This window comes from Jutongia sp. (genome assembly GCF_057878315.1).
In genome coordinates this window covers 1-22846 of the sequence record NZ_DBLXSO010000051.1, presented here as the reverse complement: position 1 = coordinate 22846, position 22846 = coordinate 1, and the positions used below count along the sequence as shown (strand labels likewise).

The window sequence follows — 22846 nt, the reverse complement described above, 5'->3', positions numbered from 1 at the left end:
GCCGCCACAAGCGACAGCTTGAACATCACATGGAAAATCTGACTGGCGGCACCCCTCCCGTCAGATACCTACCCTGTGTAGTCCCTTGTAAACTGTACTTTATTGTAATAAAAATATCAAACAGACGGCTGATATGATTACTCCGGTCGCCAATCTGCAGCACAGTAAATAATTTTTCTTTCATCGTTTCTCCTGTTATTTATAACAAACGCACTTCGCCGGATTCGATATCGTAAATGGCTCCTATGACACGAAGACCGGAATCCTCCTCCATGTGGTGGATCTCCAGGCTGTCCTCGATGATGTGAATGCTGTGTGCCACATTGAGCTCGCATGCCTTTGTAGCATCGGTCTCATCGCCGATGGCAAGACGGATCTCGTCTGTAATGAATTTGATGTAATTTTTCGGATTGCCATTCATCGCGGCCTCCACAGCACCGCAGTGTGTATGCCCCATGACAAGGATCAGGCGGCAGCCGAGATGTCCGGCGGCGTATTCAATGCTTCCAAGCTGGTGATCATCGATGACATTGCCGGCAAGACGGATCACGAAAAGCTCACCGATACCCGCAGAAAAGATATTCTCCGGAATGACACGTGAATCAGAACAGGTGACAATGATCGCATAAGGAGCCTGTCCATGCTGAGATGTCCGCTGTCTTATCTCTTTTGAAATGTCACCGATGCCACACTTGGCGTCTATGTATTTCTGGTTGCCCGCAAGAAGTCTTTCGACTGCTTCCCGGGCAGTTATCTGTAATGTTTCCTGCATTTTATCACCTCGTAAAAAGATAAAACAATAGTATATTTATCATAGTGCTTTGCCATGGTTTAAATAGAGATCCATCCGAGCGCATTGGCAACGGAGCTGATCAGAATGATCACTGCGAAGATCGGACAGAGATATTTGATCATAAAGTAGAAAACCCTCTTGCGTCGGAAAGGCATTCCCTCCTGTGTAACCTCCTCCTCAATACGTTTTACACCGATCACTCTGGAGACAAGCAGACATGTTGCAAATGCGGCGATCGGCATCATTACAGAGTTTGTCAGGAAATCAAAGAAATCCAGGAACTGCATGCCGATCAGCTTGATGCCGGCGAGCGGACCATAGCCGAGAGAGGAAAGGCTTCCGAGGATCAGAATGATCACACCGGCAAGAATCGTCGACTTCCGGCGATTCCATCCAAGCTCATCCTCAAAGGTAGAAACAGCACTTTCCGTCAATGCGATGGAGCTTGTCAGTGCGGCAAACAAAACGAGTGTGAAGAAAAGAATACCGACTGCTGTACCAAAGCCCATGCTGTCAAACATTTTTGGAATCGTGATAAACATCAAAGACGGACCGGACTGCAGTGTTGCAGAGTCGCCACCGGAAAATGCGAACACTGCAGGAATGATCATCAGACCGGCCATGATCGCGATCGCGGTATCAAATACCTCCACATTCTGTGTGGAATCTTCAATCGATACGTCCCTCTTCATATAGGATCCGAAGGTGACGAGGATACCCATCGCAATGGAGAGGGAATAAAACATCTGTCCCATCGCGGCGACAACGGTCATCCAGGAGAAATCTTTCAGATTCGGAACGATAAAAAACTTAACACCCTTTAATGCACCCGGTCTGGTCACGGAATAAACCGTGATGATCAACGACAGAACAACGAGGATCGGCATCATGAATTTGGAAACGCGCTCAATACCGTTACGCACACCCGCATAGATGATCGCAATTGTGATCAGGGCAAATATAGCAAAGCAAAGCTCTGTAGACACGCCATCGGAAATAAATCCGGAGAAATAATTATCCGATGCGAGTTTACTGCCGTTTCCATGGATATATTCTATAAGATACTTGATGACCCATCCGCCGATCACGGAATAATAAGGGACGATCAGAAGCGGAATGATCGCATTGATCCAGCCGCCCAATGAAAACCAGCCGGATTTACCGAAGCTGTGGAATGCGCCGACCGGACTTTTCTGTGTCATTCGTCCCAGAGAGGTCTCCGCCATGATCATCGTGTAACCGAAGGTCAGTGCCAGCAAAATATAAATTAACAGGAAAATACCGCCGCCGTATTTGGCTGCCAGATATGGGAAACGCCAGATATTACCCAGTCCGACGGATGCACCGGCTGCGGATAGAACAAATCCGATCTTGCCGGAAAAGGAACTTCTTTTCTTCTTGTGTGATTTCATACAATCCTCCTTATTTGAGAGAAACAAAAATATATTTCTGTTTGCAAAAACTGCTGCACAGCAGAAAAATCTGTCTCATTATAACTATGTAATTGTTGAATTACCCGTGAAATATCAGTATAGCATGAGGACGGCAAAAGAGCAATGACCGGTGCCAAAGATGCGTCATTTATCATGCGAAAAAAATGAAACTGTATGACTTAATTTTATAAATTCCAGAGAATAAACTTGACATTTTCTGCAAAATAGAGTACCATATGCATAATTTAGTAAATGTTTCATATGATTTAAGAGCGATGTTGTTCAAACGTCGCTCTTTTTGTATTTTGTAGGTACTACATATTTAAGAAAAGTGAGGAATAACGTATGGAGAGATTTGCAGAAATTGTTTCAAAGGTGGATGACTTTGTCTGGGGACCGGTGATGCTGGTTCTTCTTGTGGGAACAGGAATTTTCCTAACCTTCCGGACGCGATTTTTAACATGGAGAAATTTAGGGTATGCATTGAAGAGTACCCTGAGTAAGGAGGCACGCACGAAGAGCCGCGGCGAGGGCGATGTTTCTCCGTTTTCGGCGCTGACAACGGCACTTGCGGCAACGATCGGAACCGGAAATATTGTCGGAGTTGCAACGGCAATGGTTTCCGGCGGACCGGGAGCACTTGTGTGGATGTGGATCTCGGCTGCATTCGGACTGACCTCCAAGTTTAGTGAATGTATGCTTGCGATCAAATACCGCGAGGTGAATGAGAAGGGGGAGATGAGCGGCGGTCCTATGTACACGATGAAAAAAGGACTGAAGAATAAGAAGCTTGGTGCCGTTCTTGCATGGTTCTTTGCATTATTTGCCGTGATCGCATCGTTTGGTATCGGAAATATGACACAGGGAAATTCCATTTCGGGAGCGATCAAAGCAACGTTTCATGTGCCGACCGGAGTTACCGGAATTGTGATCACCGTGCTTTCTCTTCTGATCATTGTCGGTGGAATCAAGTCGATCTCAAAGGTATCGTCTGTAGTTGTTCCGGTTATGGCAATTTTCTATGTGATCTGTGGTGTTATTGTTATTATAGGAAATATTGCAAATTTGCCGGCAGGCGTTGCCATGATCTTTAAGATGGCATTTTCGGTGAAGGCAGTGGGCGGCGGACTTTGCGGAACGATCGTTGCTTCCATGATGAATGCGATGCGATACGGTGTTGCGCGTGGTGTATTTTCCAACGAAGCCGGCATGGGTTCGGCAGCAATTACCGCAGCTGCGGCTACAACCGACAATCCGGTGCGTCAGGGATACATCAATATGACGGGAACCTTCTGGGATACCATTGTTGTCTGCACGATCACAGGACTGGCAATTGCCTCCTCCGGTGTGCTTGGTATGACGGATGCAGACGGCGCGCTTCTGACCGGCTCCGACATAACGATTGCCGCATTTCAGACGGTGCTTGGCTCCGGCGGTGGCTGGCTCGTCACGATCGGTATTACATTGTTTGCATTTTCCACGATCCTCGGCTGGGAATATCATGGTGAGAAAGCATTCGAGTATCTTCTCGGAACACATAAATACAATATGGTATATAGAGTGGTGTTTTCGTTGATCGCCTATTTTGGCTGTACGCAGACGCTCAGTCTTGTGTGGAACTTTTCGGATATTGCCAATGCGCTGATGGCGATTCCAAACTTAATCTGCATGCTCATGTTAAGTGGCGAGATTGCAAAGGATATCCGCGATTTCCAGCCTGAAATTGAAAAGACGCGGGAATAGAATACATGCTCACTTTCAAAAAATGAAAAAAATACCGATTTTGAAACCGGAAGGTTGCATCTGAAGTTCAATGCATAATTCTCCTTGATTTCCACATACTACCCATACAGCATAATTATGGAAAATATGATGGAAACAAGGAGGATTTTTTTGATATGAAAGCTACAGGAATTGTGCGGAGAATTGACGATCTTGGACGCGTCGTCATTCCCAAGGAGATTCGCCGGACATTGCGGATCCGTGTGGGAGATCCGTTGGAGATATATACGGACAGAGAGGGTGAGGTTATTTTAAAGAAATATTCCCTGATGGGAGATATGGGAATATTTGCACAGCAGTATGCAGATTCGCTGGCGCAGACCACAGGCTATCAGGTGGTTGTGACAGACAGGGAGCAGGTGATCGCCGCGTCGGCAGCCGCCCGCAAGGAGATGATGGATAAAGCAGTCAGCAAAGACATGGAGCAGATGATCGACCGGAGAGAGATCACTGTGGCGTCCGGGGAAAGCAGGGAATACCGCAAGATCTGTGATGAGGAGGAACCATTTGCGTGGGAGGTGATCTGCCCGATCATTTCCGAAGGAGACGCGGTGGGGGCGGTGGTGATCTTTACCCGGAGCCGGAAGGAAACGCTCGGCGAGGCGGAGAGAAAGCTGGCGCATGTGGCAGCAGGATTTCTGGGAAGACAACTGGAGCAGTAGAGATAAGCTCATTGCCGGAAGGTGATGGGCTTGTATTTCGATATACGGTAAAAAGATATCTGAAAGCAAAGATGTATAAACGGAATTTTTAATCTGTTTTTGAACCTTGGGTCATGTTATAATAATGAATGAAAAGGAAGTTAAAAGGTACGATGGGAGGAGGGATTACTATGGGAACATGGTCGACGGGATTATATCAAAATGATATGAGTTCGGATGTGAAAGATGATTATATCGGCAAACTGAAAGCCGGCAAGGATGATGAAACGGCACTGCGGGAAATCCTGTCAGAGTATCAGTATGAGCTGGAAGATATTGACTGCAAATATGACATTTATCTGGCACTGGCGGACACCCTGTGGAAAAAGGGACGGCTGACGGAGTCCTTTAAGGTTAAGGCATTAGAGATGCTGGAAGAAGACCGGATTTCAGAACGATGGGAGTCGGAAAAGATCCGCAAAGAAAGAAGCAGGGTGCTCGATAAGCTGAAGGCAGAGCTGGAAAGCCCCATGCCGGAGAGAAAGAAGATTCCGGTGCATAAACCATATGTGACAGGCTGGAAACAGGGAGAGGTATATTATTTTGAGGTGAAGCAGGAGGTTGAAGGATACGAAAAGTATCTCGGATGGTATGCCATGTTTTATGTTGACCGCCTGTTTCAACAGGACTGGAATGTAAGAGGAGTGGACGATGAAGTTGCGGAGGCGTACTTTTTCATGGCAAAGGACAAGCCGCAGAGCATCGAAGATTTTAAGAAAGCAAGACCGGTCTGCTTCTCTAAGGGGAAGGATTCCCGGAGATATAAGGCGAAGATCGTGGAGAGATCCAAAAGAAAACGCCCGAAGGATCTGACGCTGTTAGGAAGCTGTGAGTCGTTTCAGCCACCGAAACATAATGATAAGATCACGGAGCTCTTCTTCTGGATGGAGCCGGATTTCAGAAGCATGTTAAGAGGATATGAGTATTAACGAAGAGAATAGTTTCTACATATAAAGCGAATCGTGCAGGGAAGGCAGTGAAAGCCGGAAAAACGGTTGAATTTCGTCGTTGCTTCAGAAAAAATAGACACTACAATCGTAGAATGTCTAAAAGTGCGGACAAAATGGAAAGAATTCGTGAAAAACCTTGACAAACAGGGGGAATAAGGGTATAAATAGACTTGTAAGTTTTTACGGAAATTTTTATTGAGGAGGAGTTTATCCATGAACAAGACAGAATTGGTTGCAGCTATCGCAGAGAAGGCTGAGCTTTCTAAGAAGGATTCAGAGAAGGCTTTAAAGGCATTCATCGACACTGTTACAGATGAGTTAAAGAAGGGCGAGAAGATTCAGTTAGTAGGCTTTGGTACATTCGAGGTACAGCACAGAGCAGCTAGAGAGGGTAGAAACCCACTTACAAAAGAGACAATCAAGATCGCAGCTTCAAACGCTCCTAAGTTTAAGGCTGGTAAGGCTTTAAAGGATGCTGTGAACGAGTAATTTTTTGTGAAACAGGATATTCTTTGGGCTGCCATTTATGGCAGCCTTTTTTCAATTTATGGCAAAATGCTTATTTTGTCACTTAGATCATAGAAATGAGGGGTATTATGAGGTTAGATAAGTATTTAAAGGTTTCCCGTCTGATCAAAAGACGACCGGTTGCCAATGAAGCATGTGATGCTGGACGAATCCGGGTCAACGGAAAGACAGCAAAGGCATCCCTTAACGTAAAGGTGGGCGATATCATTGAGATCACCTTTGGCGATAAGGTGGTGAAGGTGGAGGTTCTCAGTATTGAGGAGACCTACAAGAAGGACGAAGCGAAAGAGCTTTATCGTGTCCTGTAATAGAATAAAGTAAAAGACGCCTGCATATATATTTGGTATGCAGGCGTTATTTATTACCTAGAAGAAATGGGGAGTAGTCATGGAAGAAAGAGAAAACAGAGGTGTACATAAGGTTTATCTGAACGGCAGGAAAACAGCAGTGATGTCGGGGGTGCGCGATGTCCTGTCCTTTGATGCCAGAGAGGTGTATCTGGAGACCGAACAGGGGATTCTTCTTATTAAGGGGGACGAACTTCATGTAAACAGGCTGTCGCTGGAAAAAGGCGAGGTTGATGTGGATGGACGTATCGACAGCTTTGCATATTCGGATAAGAATGATCCGGAGAAAAAATCATCATCATTTTTCGGGAGAATGTTTCAGTGAGTCAGATAATTCGGGAACAGATTTATTTTCAGATCACGACGATCTGTGCAGGAATGTTTATGATGTTTGGGTATGACATTCTGCGGCTGTGGCGGTGGATGATCCCTCACGGCAGGCTGTGGGTCTGGATCGAAGACCTGTTATATTGGAGTCTGCTTGGCATACCGGTCTTTGTGCTTTTTTTTCAGATGATCGACGGCGTGCCGCGCTGGTACGGGATTCTAGGGATGCTTGCCGGAGGTATTTTGTATGAGAGCGGGATCAGCATTCCGCTGCGCGCCGGGATGCATCGATTATTGGTGAAATATAATAAAAAAATAGGATTCAGGGTTGCGAAATTAGGAAAAATGTTGTATAGTAAAATAACCAGCCCGTATAGCAGAGGCTAGAAAAATCGGGCATTCGGAGCAAGTTTCACTGACATTTTATTTGAACACTATATCTGGTGTTTGTCGTTGATCGGATGTACCAGATATTGGATGTTTAAGAGGAGCTGATCAATGTGTTTCGTTGGGGGACGGGATGCAGGCGATCGTATGGGGAGTTGATAATTATATGGCACGATCAAAACGTAGAAAAAAGCTCAGTCCGTTTACCGTTGCCGGAGTGATGGTTTTATGCTGTGTCCTTTGTGGATCATTCACGTATAAGACGATTTCTCTGAAGGCAGAGTCCGCAAAGTATTCGGCACAGATTTCCGAACTGAAAAAGGAAAAGAAGAAGCTGAAGGAAGAGAAAGCGGAGATTAAGGATTATGAGTCTTATGTTAAGACGAAGGAGTATACCGAGGAGGTTGCCCGCGACAAGCTGGGTCTCGTATATCCGAATGAGATCATATTTGAACCAAACGATAAGTAAGACGAAGAGTTTCGCAAATAATTGCGAAGCTCTTTTTTTCGGTCACAGCCTTACGGATAATTTGTCGAAAAAATTTTTTGCCGGCGTGTCCTGATTTTGACAAAAATTTCAAAAATTCTTTTCTATACTTTGTGGCACTGACGAACAAAGAGGGGGTTGTGTCATGAAAAAGTTGCAAAAAAGAATGTTGGTACAATTGTTGTTTGGCTTTCTGATCGGCAGGGTTGTCCTGTTAGAAAGAAATCCTGCGGGAGCGGCGTTTTTTGCTGCGGGGCTTGTTCAGGGCGGAGGTGTCCTGCCACTGCTTGCTTCAGTGGGGCTCGGTATGTTGTCGGCGCTGTCTCTTGAGGCGGTGCTTCGCTACAGTGTGGCGATGGTGGGCGTTATATTTGCACAGAGGCTGATGAGAAAACAGAAGATCAAAATGAATATCTGGCAGTCATCCGGTCTGATGGCGGCAACACTGGCGATCTTGTCGGTGACGCAGTATACGATCCTGCCCTGGCAGTGGAAAGATATTTTATTTACTGTGCTGGAGCCGGTGCTTGTCGTTGCGCTGGCGAGAGTGTTTGCGGAGGGACAGAGGTATCTGCTTCATTATCGCCGCGGCAGGCAGGCGTGTCAGGAGGAGGTCCTTAGCCTGATTCTGATCGGCATGCTTGCCATGTATGGAATCCCGGAGATGATGATCTCGGATATTTCATTGACGGAGCTGGCGGTATTTCTGATAATTCCGTTTGCGGGCTATCAATATGGGATCGGTATCGGAGCCGTGGCGGGAGCAGCAGGCGGGATCCTGCTGACAATGACAGGGACGGATGTGGGGATCATAGGAAGCCTGTGTCTGCTTGGTATGGCGGCAGCAGTTTTCCGTGACAAGGGGAAGATGTGGAGTCTGTCGGCATACCTTTGCTGCGCCTTTGGAATCGGGATCACACTGAACAGTGAAATGCTTGGGCTTGGCGTTGTCAAGGCAATGGTCATTGACAGTGTGCTTCTGGCATTGCTGCCGGACAAGCTGCTGCGTCGTCTGCGTCTTCCGCTGCACCTGTACAGCACGGAGGAAGAGCGGTATGCGGATCATCCGATGAAACACAAGCTGGAGGATTTTGCCGATTCCTTCCGGGAGCTGTCCCATGTGCTGCAGAAGCAGAGTGTGGAGAAAAAGAGCGTAAACCGCCGGGATGTGCGTTTGCTGATGAAGGAAATGGCAGAGCAGGTGTGCGATAAATGCAGCCACAGAGAGTGTTGTATGGGACAGGTTGCGGTCAACCGTCCGGAGGTCGTGTCGCATTTGATGGAGATGCAGGAGCAGGGGATGCTTAGGATCGACCAGATGCCGGCGGAGTTTGTGGAGGAATGTATTCATCCGGACTGGTTTCTGATGGAAGCCAATCAGGGGCTTCGGATGGCACGGACGGTGATGAGTTTTCAAAACCAGCTTGCGCAGAACCGGCGCGTGCTGGCAGGGCAGATGGAACAGGTGGGAGAGCTTTTTGCGGGACTGGCGGGGGATATGTGCCATGCCGGTGAAATCCCGGCGGAGATGGAAAATGTTATCAAAAGAGAACTGGGAAATCTTCGGGTCAGAGTAAATGATATGATGATCTGCCGCGATAAAAGAGATCACATCGAAATACGGATGCTGGCAAAGACGACAAAGGGGCGGCTGGTGACCGCAAGGGAGACCGCACAGGTATTGTCTGAGCTTTTCGGTAAGTCATTTATGCCGTCCAGGGAGAGTCATAATGTGATTCCGAAGGAAGAGACGGAAATGATATTTGTGGAGGATACGCCGCTTTTAGCCGTGACCGGCGTGGGGCGGCGCAGAAAGGAAGGTGAGGAGGTGTCCGGGGACAGCTTTTCGTGTCTGTCTCTGCCAAACGGAGAACTTCTGCTGGCACTTTCGGACGGCATGGGAAGCGGAGAGGGCGCGCTAGGGGAAAGTCAGGTCGTGATCGAGCTGCTTGAGCAGATGACAGAGGCGGGCTTTTCCAAGATTTCCGCACTCAAGCTCATCAATTCGCTGTATATGCCGGAGGCGGTTCAGACACGCTTTGCCACGGCGGATGTGGTCGTTTTAGATCTGTATCAGGGTAGCTGCCAGTTTATGAAAAACGGTGCGGCGGCAACCTGGTTGCGGCGGGGAGATCATGTGGAGAGGATTGAGGGACAGGCTCTGCCGGTGGGAGTATATCAGGATGCAGAGCCCTATTTCCAAAAGACGGAGATATATTCCGGAGATTATGTTATAATGATGACGGATGGTATCGTGGATGCTTTTGAGGGGAGAGAGGTGCAGTTAGAGAAGCTTTTGCAGCAGACACGGATCGTGAACCCTAAGGAGCTTGCAGAATATATTGTAGAGGAGGCGGTTCGTCAGGATGACGGACGCGTGCGTGACGATATGAGCGTTGTGGTTGCAGCAATCTGGGAGAGAACGCGCGAGAATGCCTGTGTACCATCCTACAAAAACAGACAGATCCGACTGTCATAAAGGAGATAAAGCAAAGCATGAAACTGGAATCGTACCATGAGATGAAAGCGTTTTGTGACAAAAATAAATTACTCCAATCAGGGCAACGTGTTCTTGTGGCATTTTCGGGTGGGGCAGATTCGGTGTATCTGACACTTGCCCTGCAGGAACTGTCCCAAGAATGGGACTTTGCTCTGGAACTTCTTCATGTAAATCACCAGATCCGCGGAGAGGAGGCTGGGCGTGATGAGGCATTCTGTCGTAGCTTTGCCGCACAGCAGGGGCTTAAACTTCATGTATGCAGTGGAGATGTCCCTAAAATGGGACAGGAGCAGAAATGTTCTCTGGAGGAGGCAGCCAGAAAGTACCGTTATCAGTGCATTGAAGAATTGGTGGAAAGAGAAGACTTTGACCGCGTGGCAGTGGCGCATCATCAGGATGACCAGGCGGAGACGGTTCTTTTTCAGATGCTGCGTGGAAGCGGCGTGCGCGGTATGGGAGGCATGCGGTCTCGTCATGGAATCTACATCCGTCCGCTGCTTTTCCTGCGGCACAGAGACATTGTCCGTGAATTGGGACAGTGCGGACAGTCCTGGTGTGAGGACAGTACCAATCAGGAGGAGGACTGCAGTCGCAATAAGATACGACTGACTATTCTGCCGATGCTCGAGGAGAGCATCAACAGCGGTGCGTCGGCGCATCTGGCGAGAACGGCACAGCAGATGCAGGAGGTACAGTCATTTCTGGAGGAGGAATTAACAAAGCGTCTTCCGGAGCTTATGATGGAGACAACAGGACAGGATATCACGGAGGATGGACAACTCACTGCCCGTGTCGAAGAAGTGCAAAAGCTTCCGGCGGCACTGCAGAGGGAATGGGCGCATTGGATGATCACCGAAGCGGCAGGAAGAAGCCGGGATATTTCAAACCGCCATATGGAGGCACTGCTTGAGCTGGTGCAGGGAGAGACCGGAAAGCGTCTGGATCTTCCGTACGGACTTGTGGCAGGGAGAGACTATGACCGTCTGTGGATCCGACCAAAGAATCGGAACGTAGACGCTATGGTGGAATCCGGAGGGCAATCTGCTGACACGCAGAAGTTGTGCTGGCAGAAGGAACAGAAAAAGCCGGTGAGTGTTGTTCTTACCGGGATGGATGGCGCTTCGAGAACATTTCTTTTACGGCGGGAGAATTTTTTTACGGCATTTGAACATAACGAAAGAAAAATACCGAAAAATAACTGTACGAAATGGTTTGATTATGCTAAAATATGTGGTATGCTTGAATTTCGTCATCCTGCAGAAGGTGATTTTTTGTGGCTGGATGAGCAGGGAACTTTAAGAAAGCCGTTGAACCGGCTTCTGATCGACCGGCATATTCCCAGAGACAAAAGAAAACAGATATGGATCCTGGCGGAGGGAAGCCATGTTTTATGGGTTCCCGCACTTGATCGTGTCAGTGCCGGGTATTATATTTCGGACAGGACAGAAGAGATACTGTGCATTAATATGATTACTGAGAGTGAGAAAAAAGATGAAAGAAATAGTACATGTAATGTTCTCCCGGGAGCAGGTAGAGAACAGGATTAAAGAGTTAGCAGACCAGATCAATGAGGAGTATGGAATGACACCGCTCCGTCTGATCTGTATTTTGAAGGGAAGCGTATTTTTTTCCTGTGAACTGGCAAAGCATCTGAAGATGCCGGTGACACTGGATTTCATGTCTGTGTCCAGCTACGGCAACAGCACATCAAGCTCCGGCAAGCTGACGATCAAGAAGGATCTTGAGCAGTCTATCCAGGGCGTCGACTGTCTGCTGATCGAGGACATCATTGATACCGGTTACACACTTTCCATGCTTAAGCCGATGCTGTTAGAACGTAAGCCAAAGAGCTTTAAGATCTGCACACTTTTAAATAAGCCGGATCGCAGGGAGGTTGAGATGGAGGCAGATTATACCGGATTTGCCATCCCGGATGAGTTTGTAGTCGGATATGGACTGGATTATGCACAGAAGTACAGAAATCTTCCGTATGTCGGCACACTGGAGTTTGTTGAGGAATAACAGCCCATCGCAGGAATTGCCCGTCAGGGCATTTCTTATGAAATAAATATCAGGTAAGGAGACATTCATGAGGCAACAGATGAGAACAGGAATCGGCTTTTATCTGCTGATTCTGGTGATTATTGCAGCGGCCGTCTATGTTTCGGGAACTTTGGATTCGGGTGGACAAAAGTCCTACAATATTGTGAACTTCACTCAGGATCTGGAGGATGGAAATGTCACCTCCGTGGCAATCCTTCCGAATGAGGAGGTGCCGACCGGCGAGGTCGACGTCCGCAAGAAGGACGGTTCTACACAGAATTTTTATGTATCCGATGTAACAGAGGTTGAGAAGCTGATTCGGAGCAAGGACAGTAAGCTGGCAGATAAGTATGTGATGAAGGATGTGCAGAAACCATCCTGGATCATCACGACACTGCTTCCGTATCTTTTAGGCATCATTGCTATTTTCTTCTTGTTTTCATTCCTGTCTGCGCAGACAGCAGGTCAGGGAGGCAGCAATGCCAAGATGATGAACTTTGGTAAGAGCCGTGCACAGAGGATCGATCCGGATGATCCAAATGCAAAGCATTTTAAGGATGTAGCAGGACTTAAGGAAGAGAAGGAGGAGCTGGAGGAGATCGTCGATTTCCTGGCAGATCCATCCAAGTATACACAGCTTGGAGCCCGCATTCCAAAGGGAATTATCCTTGTGGGACCTCCGGGAACCGGTAAGACGCTGCTTGCAAAGGCAGTGGCCGGAGAGGCCGGAGTACCATTCTTCAGCCTGTCCGGTTCTGATTTCGTCGAGATGTTTGTCGGAGTCGGAGCATCCCGTGTGAGGGATATGTTTGCGGAAGCTAAGAAGAACGCACCCTGTATCGTATTTATCGATGAGATAGATGCAGTGGCAAGAAAGCGAGGAACCGGTCTTGGCGGTGGCCACGACGAGAGAGAGCAGACATTGAACCAGATGTTGGTTGAGATGGATGGTTTCGGTATCAATGAAGGAATCATTGTAATGGCAGCCACGAACCGTGTGGATATTCTGGATCCTGCGATTCTGCGTCCGGGTCGTTTCGACCGCCGTGTGGCAGTTGGCAGACCGGATGTCAGAGGACGTGAGGAGATTCTTGAGGTTCATGCAAAGGGCAAGCCACTCAGCGACGATGTGGATCTTGAGAAGGTGGCACGCACTACGGTTGGATTTACCGGAGCAGATCTGGAGAATCTGATGAACGAGTCCGCGATCGCCTGTGCAAGAGAGGGACGTCCTTGCATTACACAGGCAGATATCGACCGCTCCTTCATTAAGGTTGGGATCGGCACCGAGAAGAAGAGTAAGATCATTTCCGAGAAGGATAAGCGGATCACCGCATATCACGAGTCCGGGCATGCGATCCTGTTCCATGTGCTTCCGGATGTCGGACCGGTGCATATGGTGTCTGTGATCCCAACCGGACAGGGCGCAGCAGGTTATACGATGCCGCTGCCCGATAAGGATGAGATGTTTAATACCCGCGGCAAGATGCTGCAGGATATTATGGTAAGTCTTGGCGGTCGTATCGCAGAGTCATTGATCTTTGACGATATCACCACAGGTGCTTCGCAGGATATCAAGACAGCGACAGCAACGGCGAGAGACATGGTGACAAAGTATGGTTTCTCCGAGGCGATCGGTATGATCAACTATGCCGACAGCGACGAGGTGTTCATCGGAAACGACTTTGGACATACGAGCCGTACCTACAGCGAGGAGACGGCACGGGATATTGACAAGGAAGTGCGTAAGATCATTCAGGACTGCTATGACAAGGCACGCGCGATCATTGAGGAGCATATGGATGTGCTTCATGCATCTGCCGAGATCCTGATGGACAAAGAGCGTATCACCCGTGAGGAGTTCGAAGCACTGTTTGATACAAAATAACAAAAAACAGCTATCATATCCGTATTTTTTATGGAATTTGATAGCTGTTTTCTTATGCCAAGCAAAAATGCACAAAAACTTTTTGGAAAAGATAGTAAGTTTATGCACACTTTAGTAGACCTCGCTGTTATACTAACACTCGTAAACCCCAATACATTATATAGTTTTTGCTACACCCCATAAGTAACAAAAATACCTTCTCCAAAAGGGACAGTCGTTCGGTGACTGTCCCTTTTATTGTGGGCGGAGGATGAAATAGATGCAAAAATTACCGATTTGAAGTATAATAGGGTGCAAAGGTCAAAAATTAAGACAAAATCCAAATTATACTTTGGACATAAGAAATAGGATGGGCGCAGTGATATATTCCATGTGCGAAGTTTGAGTAATATTAGTTGAAAAACGTGTTGATAACGGCAAAGAGGTGATTTAGCATGATGTACAATTCGCAGCTTGAGACATTTATTTGTGTTGTTGATGTTGGGAGCTTTAGTAAAGCGGCAGAGAAATTATATATTAGCGCCCCTGCGGTAATTAAGCAGATTAACTCGTTGGAGAACAGTCTGGATCTGCAGCTGTTTGAAAGGACGCACAGAGGGCTTTTAGTGACAGAGGCAGGTCGGTCCCTATATAAAGATGCGAAGTATCTGATCCAATACTCGAAGGAATCTCTGGTTCGGGCCCGGAATGCCATGAATCATGATGATGAGATCATACGTGTTGGGATATCTCCAATGACTCCGCCGGAGATTTTTGTGGAGTTGTGGCCTAAGATCCAGCAGATTTATCCGGACATGAAATTTAAGCTTACCACGTTTGAAAACACCCCGGAAAATGCAAGAGAGATACTTGCGAATATGGGTCAGAATATTGATGTTATAGCCGGAATATTCGATGAGACAATGCTGAAGCTGCGTGGCTGCGACGGGACGGAGATTTCAAGAGAACCATTTTACGCGGCTGTGTCGATCCATCACCGGCTGGCAGGCAGAGAATCCATCACGCTTTCTGATCTGGCAGGGGAGTCGTTGATGCTGATGCAGAGAGGATGGAGTTATTATGGTGACCGTCTCAGAGATGATCTTGAAAAGAATCATCCGGAGATTAAGATCGTCGATTTTGAATTGTATAACGTAGAGGCATTTAACCGTTGTGAAAACAACAACGAGGTGCTGTTGGCATTCAAAAGCTGGGAGAGTGTACATCCGCTGATCAAGATCATTCCGGTGGAATGGGATTACACGATGCCATTTGGAATATTACATTCCAAGGAGCCATCGGACAAAGTGAAACGTCTTATCAAGGCGATCAATCGAATCACACGAGAATAAACCGAAGGGTTAATACGGAATAACAAAGCAGGACTTCTAAGGGGGTCCTGTTTTTTATATTATAGGAAGCTTGTGTCGTTTCCTAATAATGTTAAAACGCTCCTCACTGGTTTTGCCCTTTTTGGAAAACATACTGGAAATGCCGGGCACAGCAGGGGGGATAACGAATGGGTTAAGACTTATAAACTAATGGAAACTTCTCTTGGCGATGCCGGAGATGTATAGTATATACAAGAAAAAACAAGGAGGACATGAATTATGGAATATGTAACATTAAGTAACGGAGTAAAAATGCCAATTCTTGGTTATGGAGTTTATCAGGTGACAAAAGAGGAATGCGAGAGATGTGTTCTTGATGCATTGAAGGTAGGATATCGTGCGATCGATACCGCACAGAGTTATTTTAATGAGGAAGAGGTTGGAAATGCCATCGAGAAATCCGGCATTCCGAGAGAGGAGATTTTCCTCACCACAAAGGTATGGGTAGAGCATTACGGTTATGAGGAAGCGAAAAAGTCTGTTTTGGAATCCATGAAGAAATTAAAAACAGATTATCTGGATCTGGTTCTTCTTCATCAGCCATTTGCGGATGCATATGGTGCATATCGCGCTCTGGAGGAATTATATGATGAGGGTAAGATCAAAGCCATCGGAATTTCCAATTTCTATGTAGACAGAATGGTTGATTTCGCTTCCTTTAACAGAATCAAGCCGATGGTCAATCAGGTGGAAACGCACATCTTTAATCAGCAGAAAGAGATGAAGAAATATGCGGACAAATACAATATCCAGCTTGAGGCATGGGCTCCGTTTGGTGAGGGCAGAGGAGGCACATTTGATAATCCGGTGATCGAAAAGATTGGAGAGAAATACGGAAAGACAACGGCACAGGTAATGCTTCGCTGGCATATTCAGAGAGGTGTGGTAGTGATTCCGAAGTCCACCCATATCGAAAGAATGGAAGAGAATTTTAACGTATTTGATTTCACTCTTTCTGAGGAGGACATGAACACGATTGCAGAACTCGATAAAGCAGAAAGTGCATTCTTCTCTCATCAGGATCCAAAGATGGTGGAATGGTTTGTCAATATGGCCGAGGAAAGAAAACATAACCATGACAGCGCGAAAGAAAAGAAAAACTGGTAGAGCGCAGGAAGGTGTAAGTAATGAAAGTTTTATTGGTCAATGGCAGCCCTCATAAAGAGGGCTGCACTTATACGGCATTGTGTGAGGTGTCCGGAGCACTCAATGAAAATGGAATTGGGACAGATATATTCTGGATCGGGAATAAACCTCTTGCAGGATGCATTGCCTGCAAAAAATGCTGGGAAAATAACAAATGTGTATTCGTAGATTCCGTCAATGAATTTCTGGATATTGCAGGGGATTACGATGGCTTTGTGTTTGGTACTCCGGTTCATTGGGGTGGTGCAAGTGGAGCAATAACCTTATTTATGGACAGAGCGTTTTATGCAGATCTCAATGGTGGCGGCGACCGGTTCCGGTTAAAACCGGCTGCGGCAGTGATCTCTGCCAGAAGGGCAGGAACGACAGCTGCCTGGGATCAGATCAACAAGTATTTTGGTCTGATGCAGATGCCAATTGTTACTTCACGATACTGGAATATGGTTCATGGAACCAATCCGGAGGAAGTAAAAAAGGATCTGGAAGGAATGCAGGTAATGAAGGTGTTAGGTAATAACATGGCATATCTTCTCAATAGCATGAACATTGCAGGTAAAATGGGGTTAGATAAGCCGGATCCACCGGAATTTGTTTTCACAAACTTTATAAGATAGAACAGAGCTATGAATACAAAATTTTTAATTAAAATTGTGATTGATATAGGAATGATGGCATGTCTTCTTTTGTTAATGCCATACAGTCTGCTGGGAGAAACAGCACATGAGTGGATTGGCATGGGAATGCTTGTACTGTTTCTGCTTCACCATTGGTTTAACAGAAAGTGGCTGTCGGCGGTGAATCGAGGAGCCTATTCCCCCTACCGGCTTCTTCAGACAGCACTGGTAATCGTGATGCTGCTTCTGATGGCAGGTTCCATGGTTAGCGGAATTTTGTTATCAAATCATGTATTTCACTTTGCAAAACCGGTTTCTCACGCGGAGACAGCAAGACAGCTGCATATGCTTTGTGCATACTGGGGATTCCTTGTGATGTCTGTCCATTTAGGTATTCACTGGAATATGACAGTTGCAATGGCAGGCAGATTGTTTAGAAAGTCATCTGCACTAAGATCCGGTTTGGCAAAGGGAGCCGCTGTTTTGATAGCTGTGTATGGAATTTATGCGTTTCGTAAAAGACAGATCGGAAATTATCTTTTGTTGAAAAATCACTTTTTGTTTTTTAATTATGGTGAAAGTGTATTGCTGTTTATGCTGGATTATCTGGCGGTCATGTCTTTCGTGATATGGATCAGCTATTATATCAGTAAATTGTTGAAAAGAATCAATCATACCCGGAACAGATAGGAGGTCTTGTGATGAAGAGACAATGGATTACCCGTATTTGTTTTCTGGTACTGGCTGCCGGTGTGATTGCTGGAGTTTCTGTTTTTGCTGGGGAACATAAAGTTGGAGCCGTTACAAAGGTGTCAATAAAACAAGGTGGCACGAAAATGCTGCGCTGGAGTAAAATTTCTCCGAAAAACAGGAAGAAAATAAAGTGGAAAAGTTCTAGCACCAGGATCGTATCGGTAAGTACCCATGGAAAGATACAGGCAAAGCGGACAGGTAAAGCGGTGATCACGGCGAAGTATCAGGGAAGTACCCAAAAGTATCAGGTGACAGTGCTTGCAAAGAGCAAACGCAGTAAGGCAACTGCTCGGCCGGCGGGAAAAAGTCCGGAACCGGGAAATGAAGCTGCGGAGCAAAATGCGGCTTCGTCAAAGCCGGAAAATACAACGGCGCCTGAGAAGGATCGGGAAACAGTGACAGCAGGGACAACCAGCTATCGGGGCTTTGTGACTGATAATACGCTTCACTCTGAGAAAAATGGAAATATTCATTACAATGTTTATATTCCGGCTTCCTATGATGGTACAAAAGAATACGCTTTATATGTGACATTACCGGGTTATCAGGGACTGTATTTTCAGGGAGTTGCAGAAAACATCAAGACAGAGGATTTTGGGTTTGAAGCACAGCAATATAATCAGAATATGATCATTGTGGCTCCGCAGTTAAATGACTGGGGACAGACCTCGGCAGATCAGGCGATCGACCTGACAGAATATTTCCTGAGACATTATAAGATTGATCCGTCCAAGGTATATATTAACGGTTATTCCGGTGGAGGAGAGACATTATCTCTGGTGCTTGGAAAACGACCGGAGTTATTCGCGGCGGCATTGATGTGCAGTTCTCAGTGGGACGGCGCATATGAACCGGTGGTCAGGGCAAAAACGCCGGTCTATTTCGTGATCGGTGAAAGCGATGAGTATTATGGTTCCGCTCCTTTTAAGAAGGCATACCAGACGCTGTATGATCTTTATCAAAAGCAGGGCTTGTCCCGAAATGAGATTGACAAACTTCTGGTGCTCGATGTGAAAGGAAAAGATTATTTTGCAGGAACAAAGGTGACATATCAGCATGGTGGAGGATATTTGTTCTGCCGTGATAAACAGATTATGGGATGGCTATTTCATCATTAAAAAGGAGGAAGCGCGATGAAACAGAGAAAATGGATGAAGCTTCTGGCGGTTGCATTTGCAATGATCTTTGCTCTTGGACAATTGGCAGGTGACGGGTTTAGTGTGTCTGCAGCCAAAAGAAGAACATTAAATGTTAAAAATGTGACATTAACCACAGGAACAAGTAAGCAGCTTAAAGTATCCGGAATAAAAGCCGGAAAGGTCAAGTGGTCCTCTTCCAGAAAGTCAGTAGCAAGCGTTGGCAGGAAAGGAAAGGTGACCGCAAAGAAGCCGGGCAAAGCGACGATTACCGCAAAATTCCCGGGAGGAAAATTAAAATGCAGAGTGACTGTAAAGGTAGGCGGCAATGGAGGAAAGCCTGAGGCATCGAAGGCTCCGGCTGCGGAGGCGGAGGTAACACCGGCAGCCACAACACCAAAGCCGGCACAGACAACAGCTCCGGTATCCACAACAAAACCGGTGCAGGCATCAACATCAAAGGATGGTAAGATACTGGTTGCGTATTTTTCATGGAGTGGAACCAGTGAGAGAATTGCAAAGAATATCATCGCCCAGACCGGTGCAGATTCTTTCCGGATCGAAAGAGCCGTGCCATACAGCTCCGATTATCAGACAACAGCATATGGGGATGCCATGACAGAGGCGCAGACGAATGCCCGGCCTGCGATCAAAGATCCGCTGGCATCCGTTGCACAGTATGATAAGATTATTCTCTGTTATCCGATCTGGTGGCATACGGCACCGATGACGGTGGGAACATTTCTGGAAAGCTATGATCTGACTGGCAAGAAAATCTATCCGGTTTCCCAGTCTGCATCAATGGACCGATCGCAGTATGAAGAATCCGTTACCTTTATCCGGGGCTGCGCAAAAGGAGCTTCTGTGGAGGAAGGAATTTTCTCAAAGGATAACACAGCGATACAGAATTATGTTAATAAGATCATAAATGATTAAAACATTTTTAGAAAATATACATTGTGAATTTACGGAAAATTAGAGGTAATATATGAGAATTAAAAAGATTATTTCAGGAGTTCTGGCAGTTACTATGGCAATGAGCCTGATGACCGGATGTGGAGCGGAAAGCTCAGATTCTAAGGGAAGCTCTGATATCACAGGAGCGAAGACGACAGCAGGCAGCGATACAAAGAACAAAGATAATGCTTCCGGCACAAAGACTACAAGCGGAAATGGGAAAACGCTGGTTGTGTATTATTCTGCGACAGGAAGCACAAAGGCAGTTGCAGAGACAATTGCAGATACCACAGGTGGAGATCTGTTTGAGATTCAGCCGAAAGATCCTTATACAGATGATGATCTGGACTGGACGGATGATAACAGCCGGGTAAGTAAAGAACATGAGGATGAAAGTCTCAGGGATGTGGAATTGATGACAACAAAGGTAGACAACTGGGACTCCTATGATACGGTATTTATAGGTTATCCAATCTGGTGGGCAATTGCCGCATGGCCGGTAAATAATTTTGTAAAAGACATTGACTTTTCCGGCAAAACAGTGATTCCGTTCTGTACCTCCGTATCTTCCGGAATCGGGGAAAGCGGACAGCTTCTGGCAAAGATGGCTGGGACAGGAGACTGGCAGGATGGAGAAAGATTCAGTTCCGGAGTGTCAGCAACAGATGTTGCGGACTGGGTAAAGGATCTGGGCTATGCAAAGTAATTAAGGTCTGGAGTTCATGGAGTATTTCGTGAAGAAAACAGCCTTGTTAGAAAGGAAATGGTGAGTGTGTTATGGGAACGAAAAACAGAAAATGGTTTCGGCTGGTAGCATTTGTGCTGACAGCAGTGCTTTTGACTGCGTCAATTGGAGAAAATGTCAGTGCTGCCTCCGGAAAGAAAACCGTTGTGTTGTATTTTTCGGCAACCGGTACGACAAAATCTGTGGCTGCCAAAATTAAGAAGGCATCTAAGGGAACATTGATTGAAATAAAAGCAGCAGATCCGTACACGGATGCGGATCTTAATTATGGAAACAGTAACAGTCGTGTGACAAGAGAGCATGAATCAGCAGCCAGTCCGGCAGAAAGCTCTGTAAGACCAAAGATTGCCAATGAGAGTCAGATTAAAAAGGCGGTAAAGAAAGCAGATATCGTCTATATCGGTTATCCGATCTGGTGGGGCGAGGCACCGCATATTATATACACTTTGGTAGAAAATACAAATCTCAAAGGAAAAACAGTTGTTCCGTTTTGCACTTCATTGAGCAGCGGAATAGGACAAAGCGGTACTCATCTGAAGGAAAAGGCAGTTATTTCTTCGAAAACAAAGTGGACTCCGGGAAGAAATTTTTATGGAAGATCTACACAGAAAACTGTGAATAAATGGGTAAAGACGATCAAATAAAACAGGCTTTAAAGAAAGTAGTAAAATGGATAAAAGAATTTTAGGAAAAGACTTACAGGTTTCAGCAATAGGATATGGATGCATGGGGATGAGCCATGCATATGGAACTGTTTCAACGCAGAAAGAAGCAGAGCAGCTTATCGAAAAGGCGATTGATTGTGGCTGTACGTTTTTTGACACAGCAGAAATCTATGGAACAGCAGATGATCCACATCATAATGAAAAACTGATGGGAGCGGTACTGAAACTATATCGAAATAAGATTGTGCTGGCATCAAAGTGTGGCATACGTTTTGATGAGACAGCGACAACAGTAAATAAACCATTAATTCCGGACGGAAGACCGGAGACGATCAAGGCATCGATCAATGGCTCCCTGCAGCGATTAAACACAGATCATCTGGATTTATATTACATTCATCGTATTGATGCAACTGTGCCAATTGAAGAGACAGCGGGAGCAATGAAGGGATTAATGGAGCAGGGAAAGATTACACATTGGGGCTTGTCTGAGGCGGATGAAGACACGATCCGGCGTGCACATAAGGTGTGTCCGGTAACTGCAATCCAAAACAGATATTCCATGATGTACAGGGACTATGAGAAATTATTCCCGGTATTAGAAGAATTAAAGATTGGATTTGTGGCATTTTCGCCACTTGCCAACGGACTTTTGACGGCGCAGTATCATTCGCATGCGGAATTTGAAAAGCCGGGAGATTACCGGAGTGCAATGCCGCAGTTTACCGAGGAAGGCATCAAAGAAAATGAAAAATTCCTTCTCTGGATCAGCAAACTGGCGGAAGAAAAAAACGCCACGCCGGCTCAGATCTCCCTTGCATGGATGAGTGCCAAAAAGCCGTATATCGTGCCGATCCCCGGAACAAGAAAGGTCAGCAGGCTGGAAGAAAATATGAAAGCAGCTGACGTGAAATTAACGCAGGCTGAAGTGAAAAAAATCGATGAAATGCTTGAGAAAATTCCAATGTCACAGGTGTTTGGAGGCTCCGGGATACAAAAGAAATAGAGTGAGATAAGCAGCAGAGACCACGATAAAAATTCGTAGTCTCTGTTGTTTTTTGTATTTGGCAACTAAGACTTCCCATACCTAAAATTGATGTATGCCTATAATATTCCTTATGTCCGAAAAATCAATGAGACATTTTGCCTCGAAAAACATATTTATCCGTGAGCTGTGACTAAAAAATTGACGTAGATCAGTAGGATTTCTGAAAAGACTTTGCTTTGCAATGCTTTGATAAATACGCATCCGTACGACTGAGCCCCATAGGTGGGCTCAGCTGTTTCGGACGGC

The 22846-nt window shown here is 46.2% G+C and carries 23 protein-coding genes; 21 read left to right on the top strand and 2 right to left on the bottom strand.

Going from position 1 to position 22846, the window contains the following annotated elements:
* Window positions 1-199 precede the first annotated feature (199 nt).
* Window positions 200-772: a carbonic anhydrase gene (locus ACZLMD_RS10955; protein WP_022306546.1), complete on the bottom strand. Its 573-nt coding sequence runs from the start codon at window positions 770-772 to the stop codon at window positions 200-202.
* 59 nt (window positions 773-831) lie between these two features.
* The gene (locus ACZLMD_RS10950; RefSeq protein ID WP_022306545.1) at window positions 832-2205 is read right to left on the bottom strand and encodes a sodium-dependent transporter; all 1374 of its coding nucleotides are present in this window, start codon (window positions 2203-2205) and stop codon (window positions 832-834) included.
* Between the two features lie 366 nt (window positions 2206-2571).
* Here ACZLMD_RS10950 and ACZLMD_RS10945 point away from each other — a divergent pair, with 366 nt between their 5' ends.
* The 21 genes from ACZLMD_RS10945 to ACZLMD_RS10845 all read left to right on the top strand — a co-directional run bounded on the left by ACZLMD_RS10945 (window position 2572) and on the right by ACZLMD_RS10845 (window position 22558).
* On the top strand, window positions 2572-3969 hold the full coding sequence (locus ACZLMD_RS10945) for an alanine/glycine:cation symporter family protein (protein WP_022306544.1): 1398 nt from the start codon (window positions 2572-2574) through the stop codon (window positions 3967-3969).
* A gap of 155 nt (window positions 3970-4124) precedes the next feature.
* Window positions 4125-4670, top strand: a complete 546-nt coding sequence (gene spoVT, locus ACZLMD_RS10940) for a stage V sporulation protein T (protein WP_022306543.1) — start codon at window positions 4125-4127, stop codon at window positions 4668-4670.
* 170 nt (window positions 4671-4840) lie between these two features.
* A complete protein-coding gene (locus ACZLMD_RS10935) occupies window positions 4841-5638 on the top strand; it encodes a hypothetical protein (protein ID WP_484106981.1) in 798 nt (265 codons plus the stop codon).
* Between the two features lie 234 nt (window positions 5639-5872).
* Window positions 5873-6148: an HU family DNA-binding protein gene (locus ACZLMD_RS10930; RefSeq protein ID WP_022306541.1), complete on the top strand. Its 276-nt coding sequence runs from the start codon at window positions 5873-5875 to the stop codon at window positions 6146-6148.
* Between the two features lie 107 nt (window positions 6149-6255).
* Window positions 6256-6495, top strand: a complete 240-nt coding sequence (locus tag ACZLMD_RS10925) for an RNA-binding S4 domain-containing protein (protein ID WP_022306540.1) — start codon at window positions 6256-6258, stop codon at window positions 6493-6495.
* Between the two features lie 79 nt (window positions 6496-6574).
* The gene (yabP, locus tag ACZLMD_RS10920; RefSeq protein ID WP_022306539.1) at window positions 6575-6859 is read left to right on the top strand and encodes a sporulation protein YabP; all 285 of its coding nucleotides are present in this window, start codon (window positions 6575-6577) and stop codon (window positions 6857-6859) included.
* A complete protein-coding gene (gene yabQ, locus ACZLMD_RS10915; RefSeq protein ID WP_022306538.1) occupies window positions 6856-7248 on the top strand; it encodes a spore cortex biosynthesis protein YabQ in 393 nt (130 codons plus the stop codon). Before yabP ends, yabQ begins: the two co-directional genes overlap by 4 nt.
* A gap of 166 nt (window positions 7249-7414) precedes the next feature.
* A complete protein-coding gene (locus ACZLMD_RS10910; protein WP_484106982.1) occupies window positions 7415-7717 on the top strand; it encodes a septum formation initiator family protein in 303 nt (100 codons plus the stop codon).
* 163 nt (window positions 7718-7880) lie between these two features.
* Window positions 7881-10214 carry a SpoIIE family protein phosphatase gene (locus ACZLMD_RS10905; protein ID WP_489495686.1) on the top strand — a complete coding sequence of 778 codons (2334 nt, stop codon included), beginning with the start codon at window positions 7881-7883 and terminating at the stop codon, window positions 10212-10214.
* Window positions 10215-10231: 17 nt separating this feature from the next.
* A complete protein-coding gene (gene tilS, locus ACZLMD_RS10900) occupies window positions 10232-11782 on the top strand; it encodes a tRNA lysidine(34) synthetase TilS (protein WP_489495685.1) in 1551 nt (516 codons plus the stop codon).
* Window positions 11727-12257: a hypoxanthine phosphoribosyltransferase gene (hpt, locus tag ACZLMD_RS10895; protein ID WP_022306533.1), complete on the top strand. Its 531-nt coding sequence runs from the start codon at window positions 11727-11729 to the stop codon at window positions 12255-12257. The genes tilS and hpt overlap by 56 nt, the downstream gene beginning before the upstream one ends.
* A 79-nt stretch (window positions 12258-12336) precedes the next feature.
* Window positions 12337-14166 (top strand): ATP-dependent zinc metalloprotease FtsH, encoded by a 1830-nt coding sequence (ftsH, locus tag ACZLMD_RS10890; RefSeq protein ID WP_243100561.1) that lies wholly within the window; start codon window positions 12337-12339, stop codon window positions 14164-14166.
* A 434-nt stretch (window positions 14167-14600) separates the two neighbouring features.
* Complete coding sequence (locus ACZLMD_RS10885; protein WP_484106986.1) at window positions 14601-15497, top strand: LysR family transcriptional regulator; 897 nt, start codon at window positions 14601-14603, stop codon at window positions 15495-15497.
* A gap of 258 nt (window positions 15498-15755) precedes the next feature.
* Window positions 15756-16643 carry an aldo/keto reductase gene (locus ACZLMD_RS10880; RefSeq protein WP_022306530.1) on the top strand — a complete coding sequence of 296 codons (888 nt, stop codon included), beginning with the start codon at window positions 15756-15758 and terminating at the stop codon, window positions 16641-16643.
* 20 nt (window positions 16644-16663) lie between these two features.
* Window positions 16664-17296, top strand: a complete 633-nt coding sequence (locus ACZLMD_RS10875) for a flavodoxin family protein (RefSeq protein ID WP_482521316.1) — start codon at window positions 16664-16666, stop codon at window positions 17294-17296.
* Window positions 17297-17305: 9 nt separating this feature from the next.
* A complete protein-coding gene (locus tag ACZLMD_RS10870; RefSeq protein WP_022306528.1) occupies window positions 17306-17986 on the top strand; it encodes a DUF4405 domain-containing protein in 681 nt (226 codons plus the stop codon).
* Between the two features lie 11 nt (window positions 17987-17997).
* Window positions 17998-19167: a prolyl oligopeptidase family serine peptidase gene (locus ACZLMD_RS10865; RefSeq protein WP_022306527.1), complete on the top strand. Its 1170-nt coding sequence runs from the start codon at window positions 17998-18000 to the stop codon at window positions 19165-19167.
* 15 nt (window positions 19168-19182) lie between these two features.
* A complete protein-coding gene (locus ACZLMD_RS10860; protein ID WP_484106987.1) occupies window positions 19183-20121 on the top strand; it encodes a flavodoxin in 939 nt (312 codons plus the stop codon).
* Between the two features lie 52 nt (window positions 20122-20173).
* The gene (locus ACZLMD_RS10855; protein WP_022306525.1) at window positions 20174-20848 is read left to right on the top strand and encodes a flavodoxin; all 675 of its coding nucleotides are present in this window, start codon (window positions 20174-20176) and stop codon (window positions 20846-20848) included.
* A 71-nt stretch (window positions 20849-20919) separates the two neighbouring features.
* Window positions 20920-21531: a flavodoxin gene (locus tag ACZLMD_RS10850; protein WP_022306524.1), complete on the top strand. Its 612-nt coding sequence runs from the start codon at window positions 20920-20922 to the stop codon at window positions 21529-21531.
* Window positions 21532-21556: 25 nt separating this feature from the next.
* On the top strand, window positions 21557-22558 hold the full coding sequence (locus ACZLMD_RS10845; protein ID WP_482521318.1) for an aldo/keto reductase: 1002 nt from the start codon (window positions 21557-21559) through the stop codon (window positions 22556-22558).
* Window positions 22559-22846 lie beyond the last annotated feature (288 nt).

Coding starts and splice junctions, on each gene's coding strand:
- ACZLMD_RS10865 (WP_022306527.1), top strand. CDS start 17,998: ATGAAGAGACAATGGATTACCCGTATTTGTTTTCTGGTACTGGCTGCC.
- ACZLMD_RS10855 (WP_022306525.1), top strand. CDS start 20,174: ATGAGAATTAAAAAGATTATTTCAGGAGTTCTGGCAGTTACTATGGCA.
- ACZLMD_RS10905 (WP_489495686.1), top strand. CDS start 7,881: ATGAAAAAGTTGCAAAAAAGAATGTTGGTACAATTGTTGTTTGGCTTT.
- ACZLMD_RS10925 (WP_022306540.1), top strand. CDS start 6,256: ATGAGGTTAGATAAGTATTTAAAGGTTTCCCGTCTGATCAAAAGACGA.
- ACZLMD_RS10880 (WP_022306530.1), top strand. CDS start 15,756: ATGGAATATGTAACATTAAGTAACGGAGTAAAAATGCCAATTCTTGGT.
- ACZLMD_RS10875 (WP_482521316.1), top strand. CDS start 16,664: ATGAAAGTTTTATTGGTCAATGGCAGCCCTCATAAAGAGGGCTGCACT.
- ACZLMD_RS10850 (WP_022306524.1), top strand. CDS start 20,920: ATGGGAACGAAAAACAGAAAATGGTTTCGGCTGGTAGCATTTGTGCTG.
- ACZLMD_RS10930 (WP_022306541.1), top strand. CDS start 5,873: ATGAACAAGACAGAATTGGTTGCAGCTATCGCAGAGAAGGCTGAGCTT.
- ACZLMD_RS10910 (WP_484106982.1), top strand. CDS start 7,415: ATGGCACGATCAAAACGTAGAAAAAAGCTCAGTCCGTTTACCGTTGCC.
- ACZLMD_RS10935 (WP_484106981.1), top strand. CDS start 4,841: ATGGGAACATGGTCGACGGGATTATATCAAAATGATATGAGTTCGGAT.
- ftsH (WP_243100561.1), top strand. CDS start 12,337: ATGAGAACAGGAATCGGCTTTTATCTGCTGATTCTGGTGATTATTGCA.
- ACZLMD_RS10870 (WP_022306528.1), top strand. CDS start 17,306: ATGAATACAAAATTTTTAATTAAAATTGTGATTGATATAGGAATGATG.
- spoVT (WP_022306543.1), top strand. CDS start 4,125: ATGAAAGCTACAGGAATTGTGCGGAGAATTGACGATCTTGGACGCGTC.
- ACZLMD_RS10955 (WP_022306546.1), bottom strand. CDS start 772: ATGCAGGAAACATTACAGATAACTGCCCGGGAAGCAGTCGAAAGACTT.
- ACZLMD_RS10845 (WP_482521318.1), top strand. CDS start 21,557: ATGGATAAAAGAATTTTAGGAAAAGACTTACAGGTTTCAGCAATAGGA.
- ACZLMD_RS10950 (WP_022306545.1), bottom strand. CDS start 2,205: ATGAAATCACACAAGAAGAAAAGAAGTTCCTTTTCCGGCAAGATCGGA.
- hpt (WP_022306533.1), top strand. CDS start 11,727: ATGAAAGAAATAGTACATGTAATGTTCTCCCGGGAGCAGGTAGAGAAC.
- ACZLMD_RS10945 (WP_022306544.1), top strand. CDS start 2,572: ATGGAGAGATTTGCAGAAATTGTTTCAAAGGTGGATGACTTTGTCTGG.
- ACZLMD_RS10885 (WP_484106986.1), top strand. CDS start 14,601: ATGATGTACAATTCGCAGCTTGAGACATTTATTTGTGTTGTTGATGTT.
- yabP (WP_022306539.1), top strand. CDS start 6,575: ATGGAAGAAAGAGAAAACAGAGGTGTACATAAGGTTTATCTGAACGGC.
- ACZLMD_RS10860 (WP_484106987.1), top strand. CDS start 19,183: ATGAAACAGAGAAAATGGATGAAGCTTCTGGCGGTTGCATTTGCAATG.
- tilS (WP_489495685.1), top strand. CDS start 10,232: ATGAAACTGGAATCGTACCATGAGATGAAAGCGTTTTGTGACAAAAAT.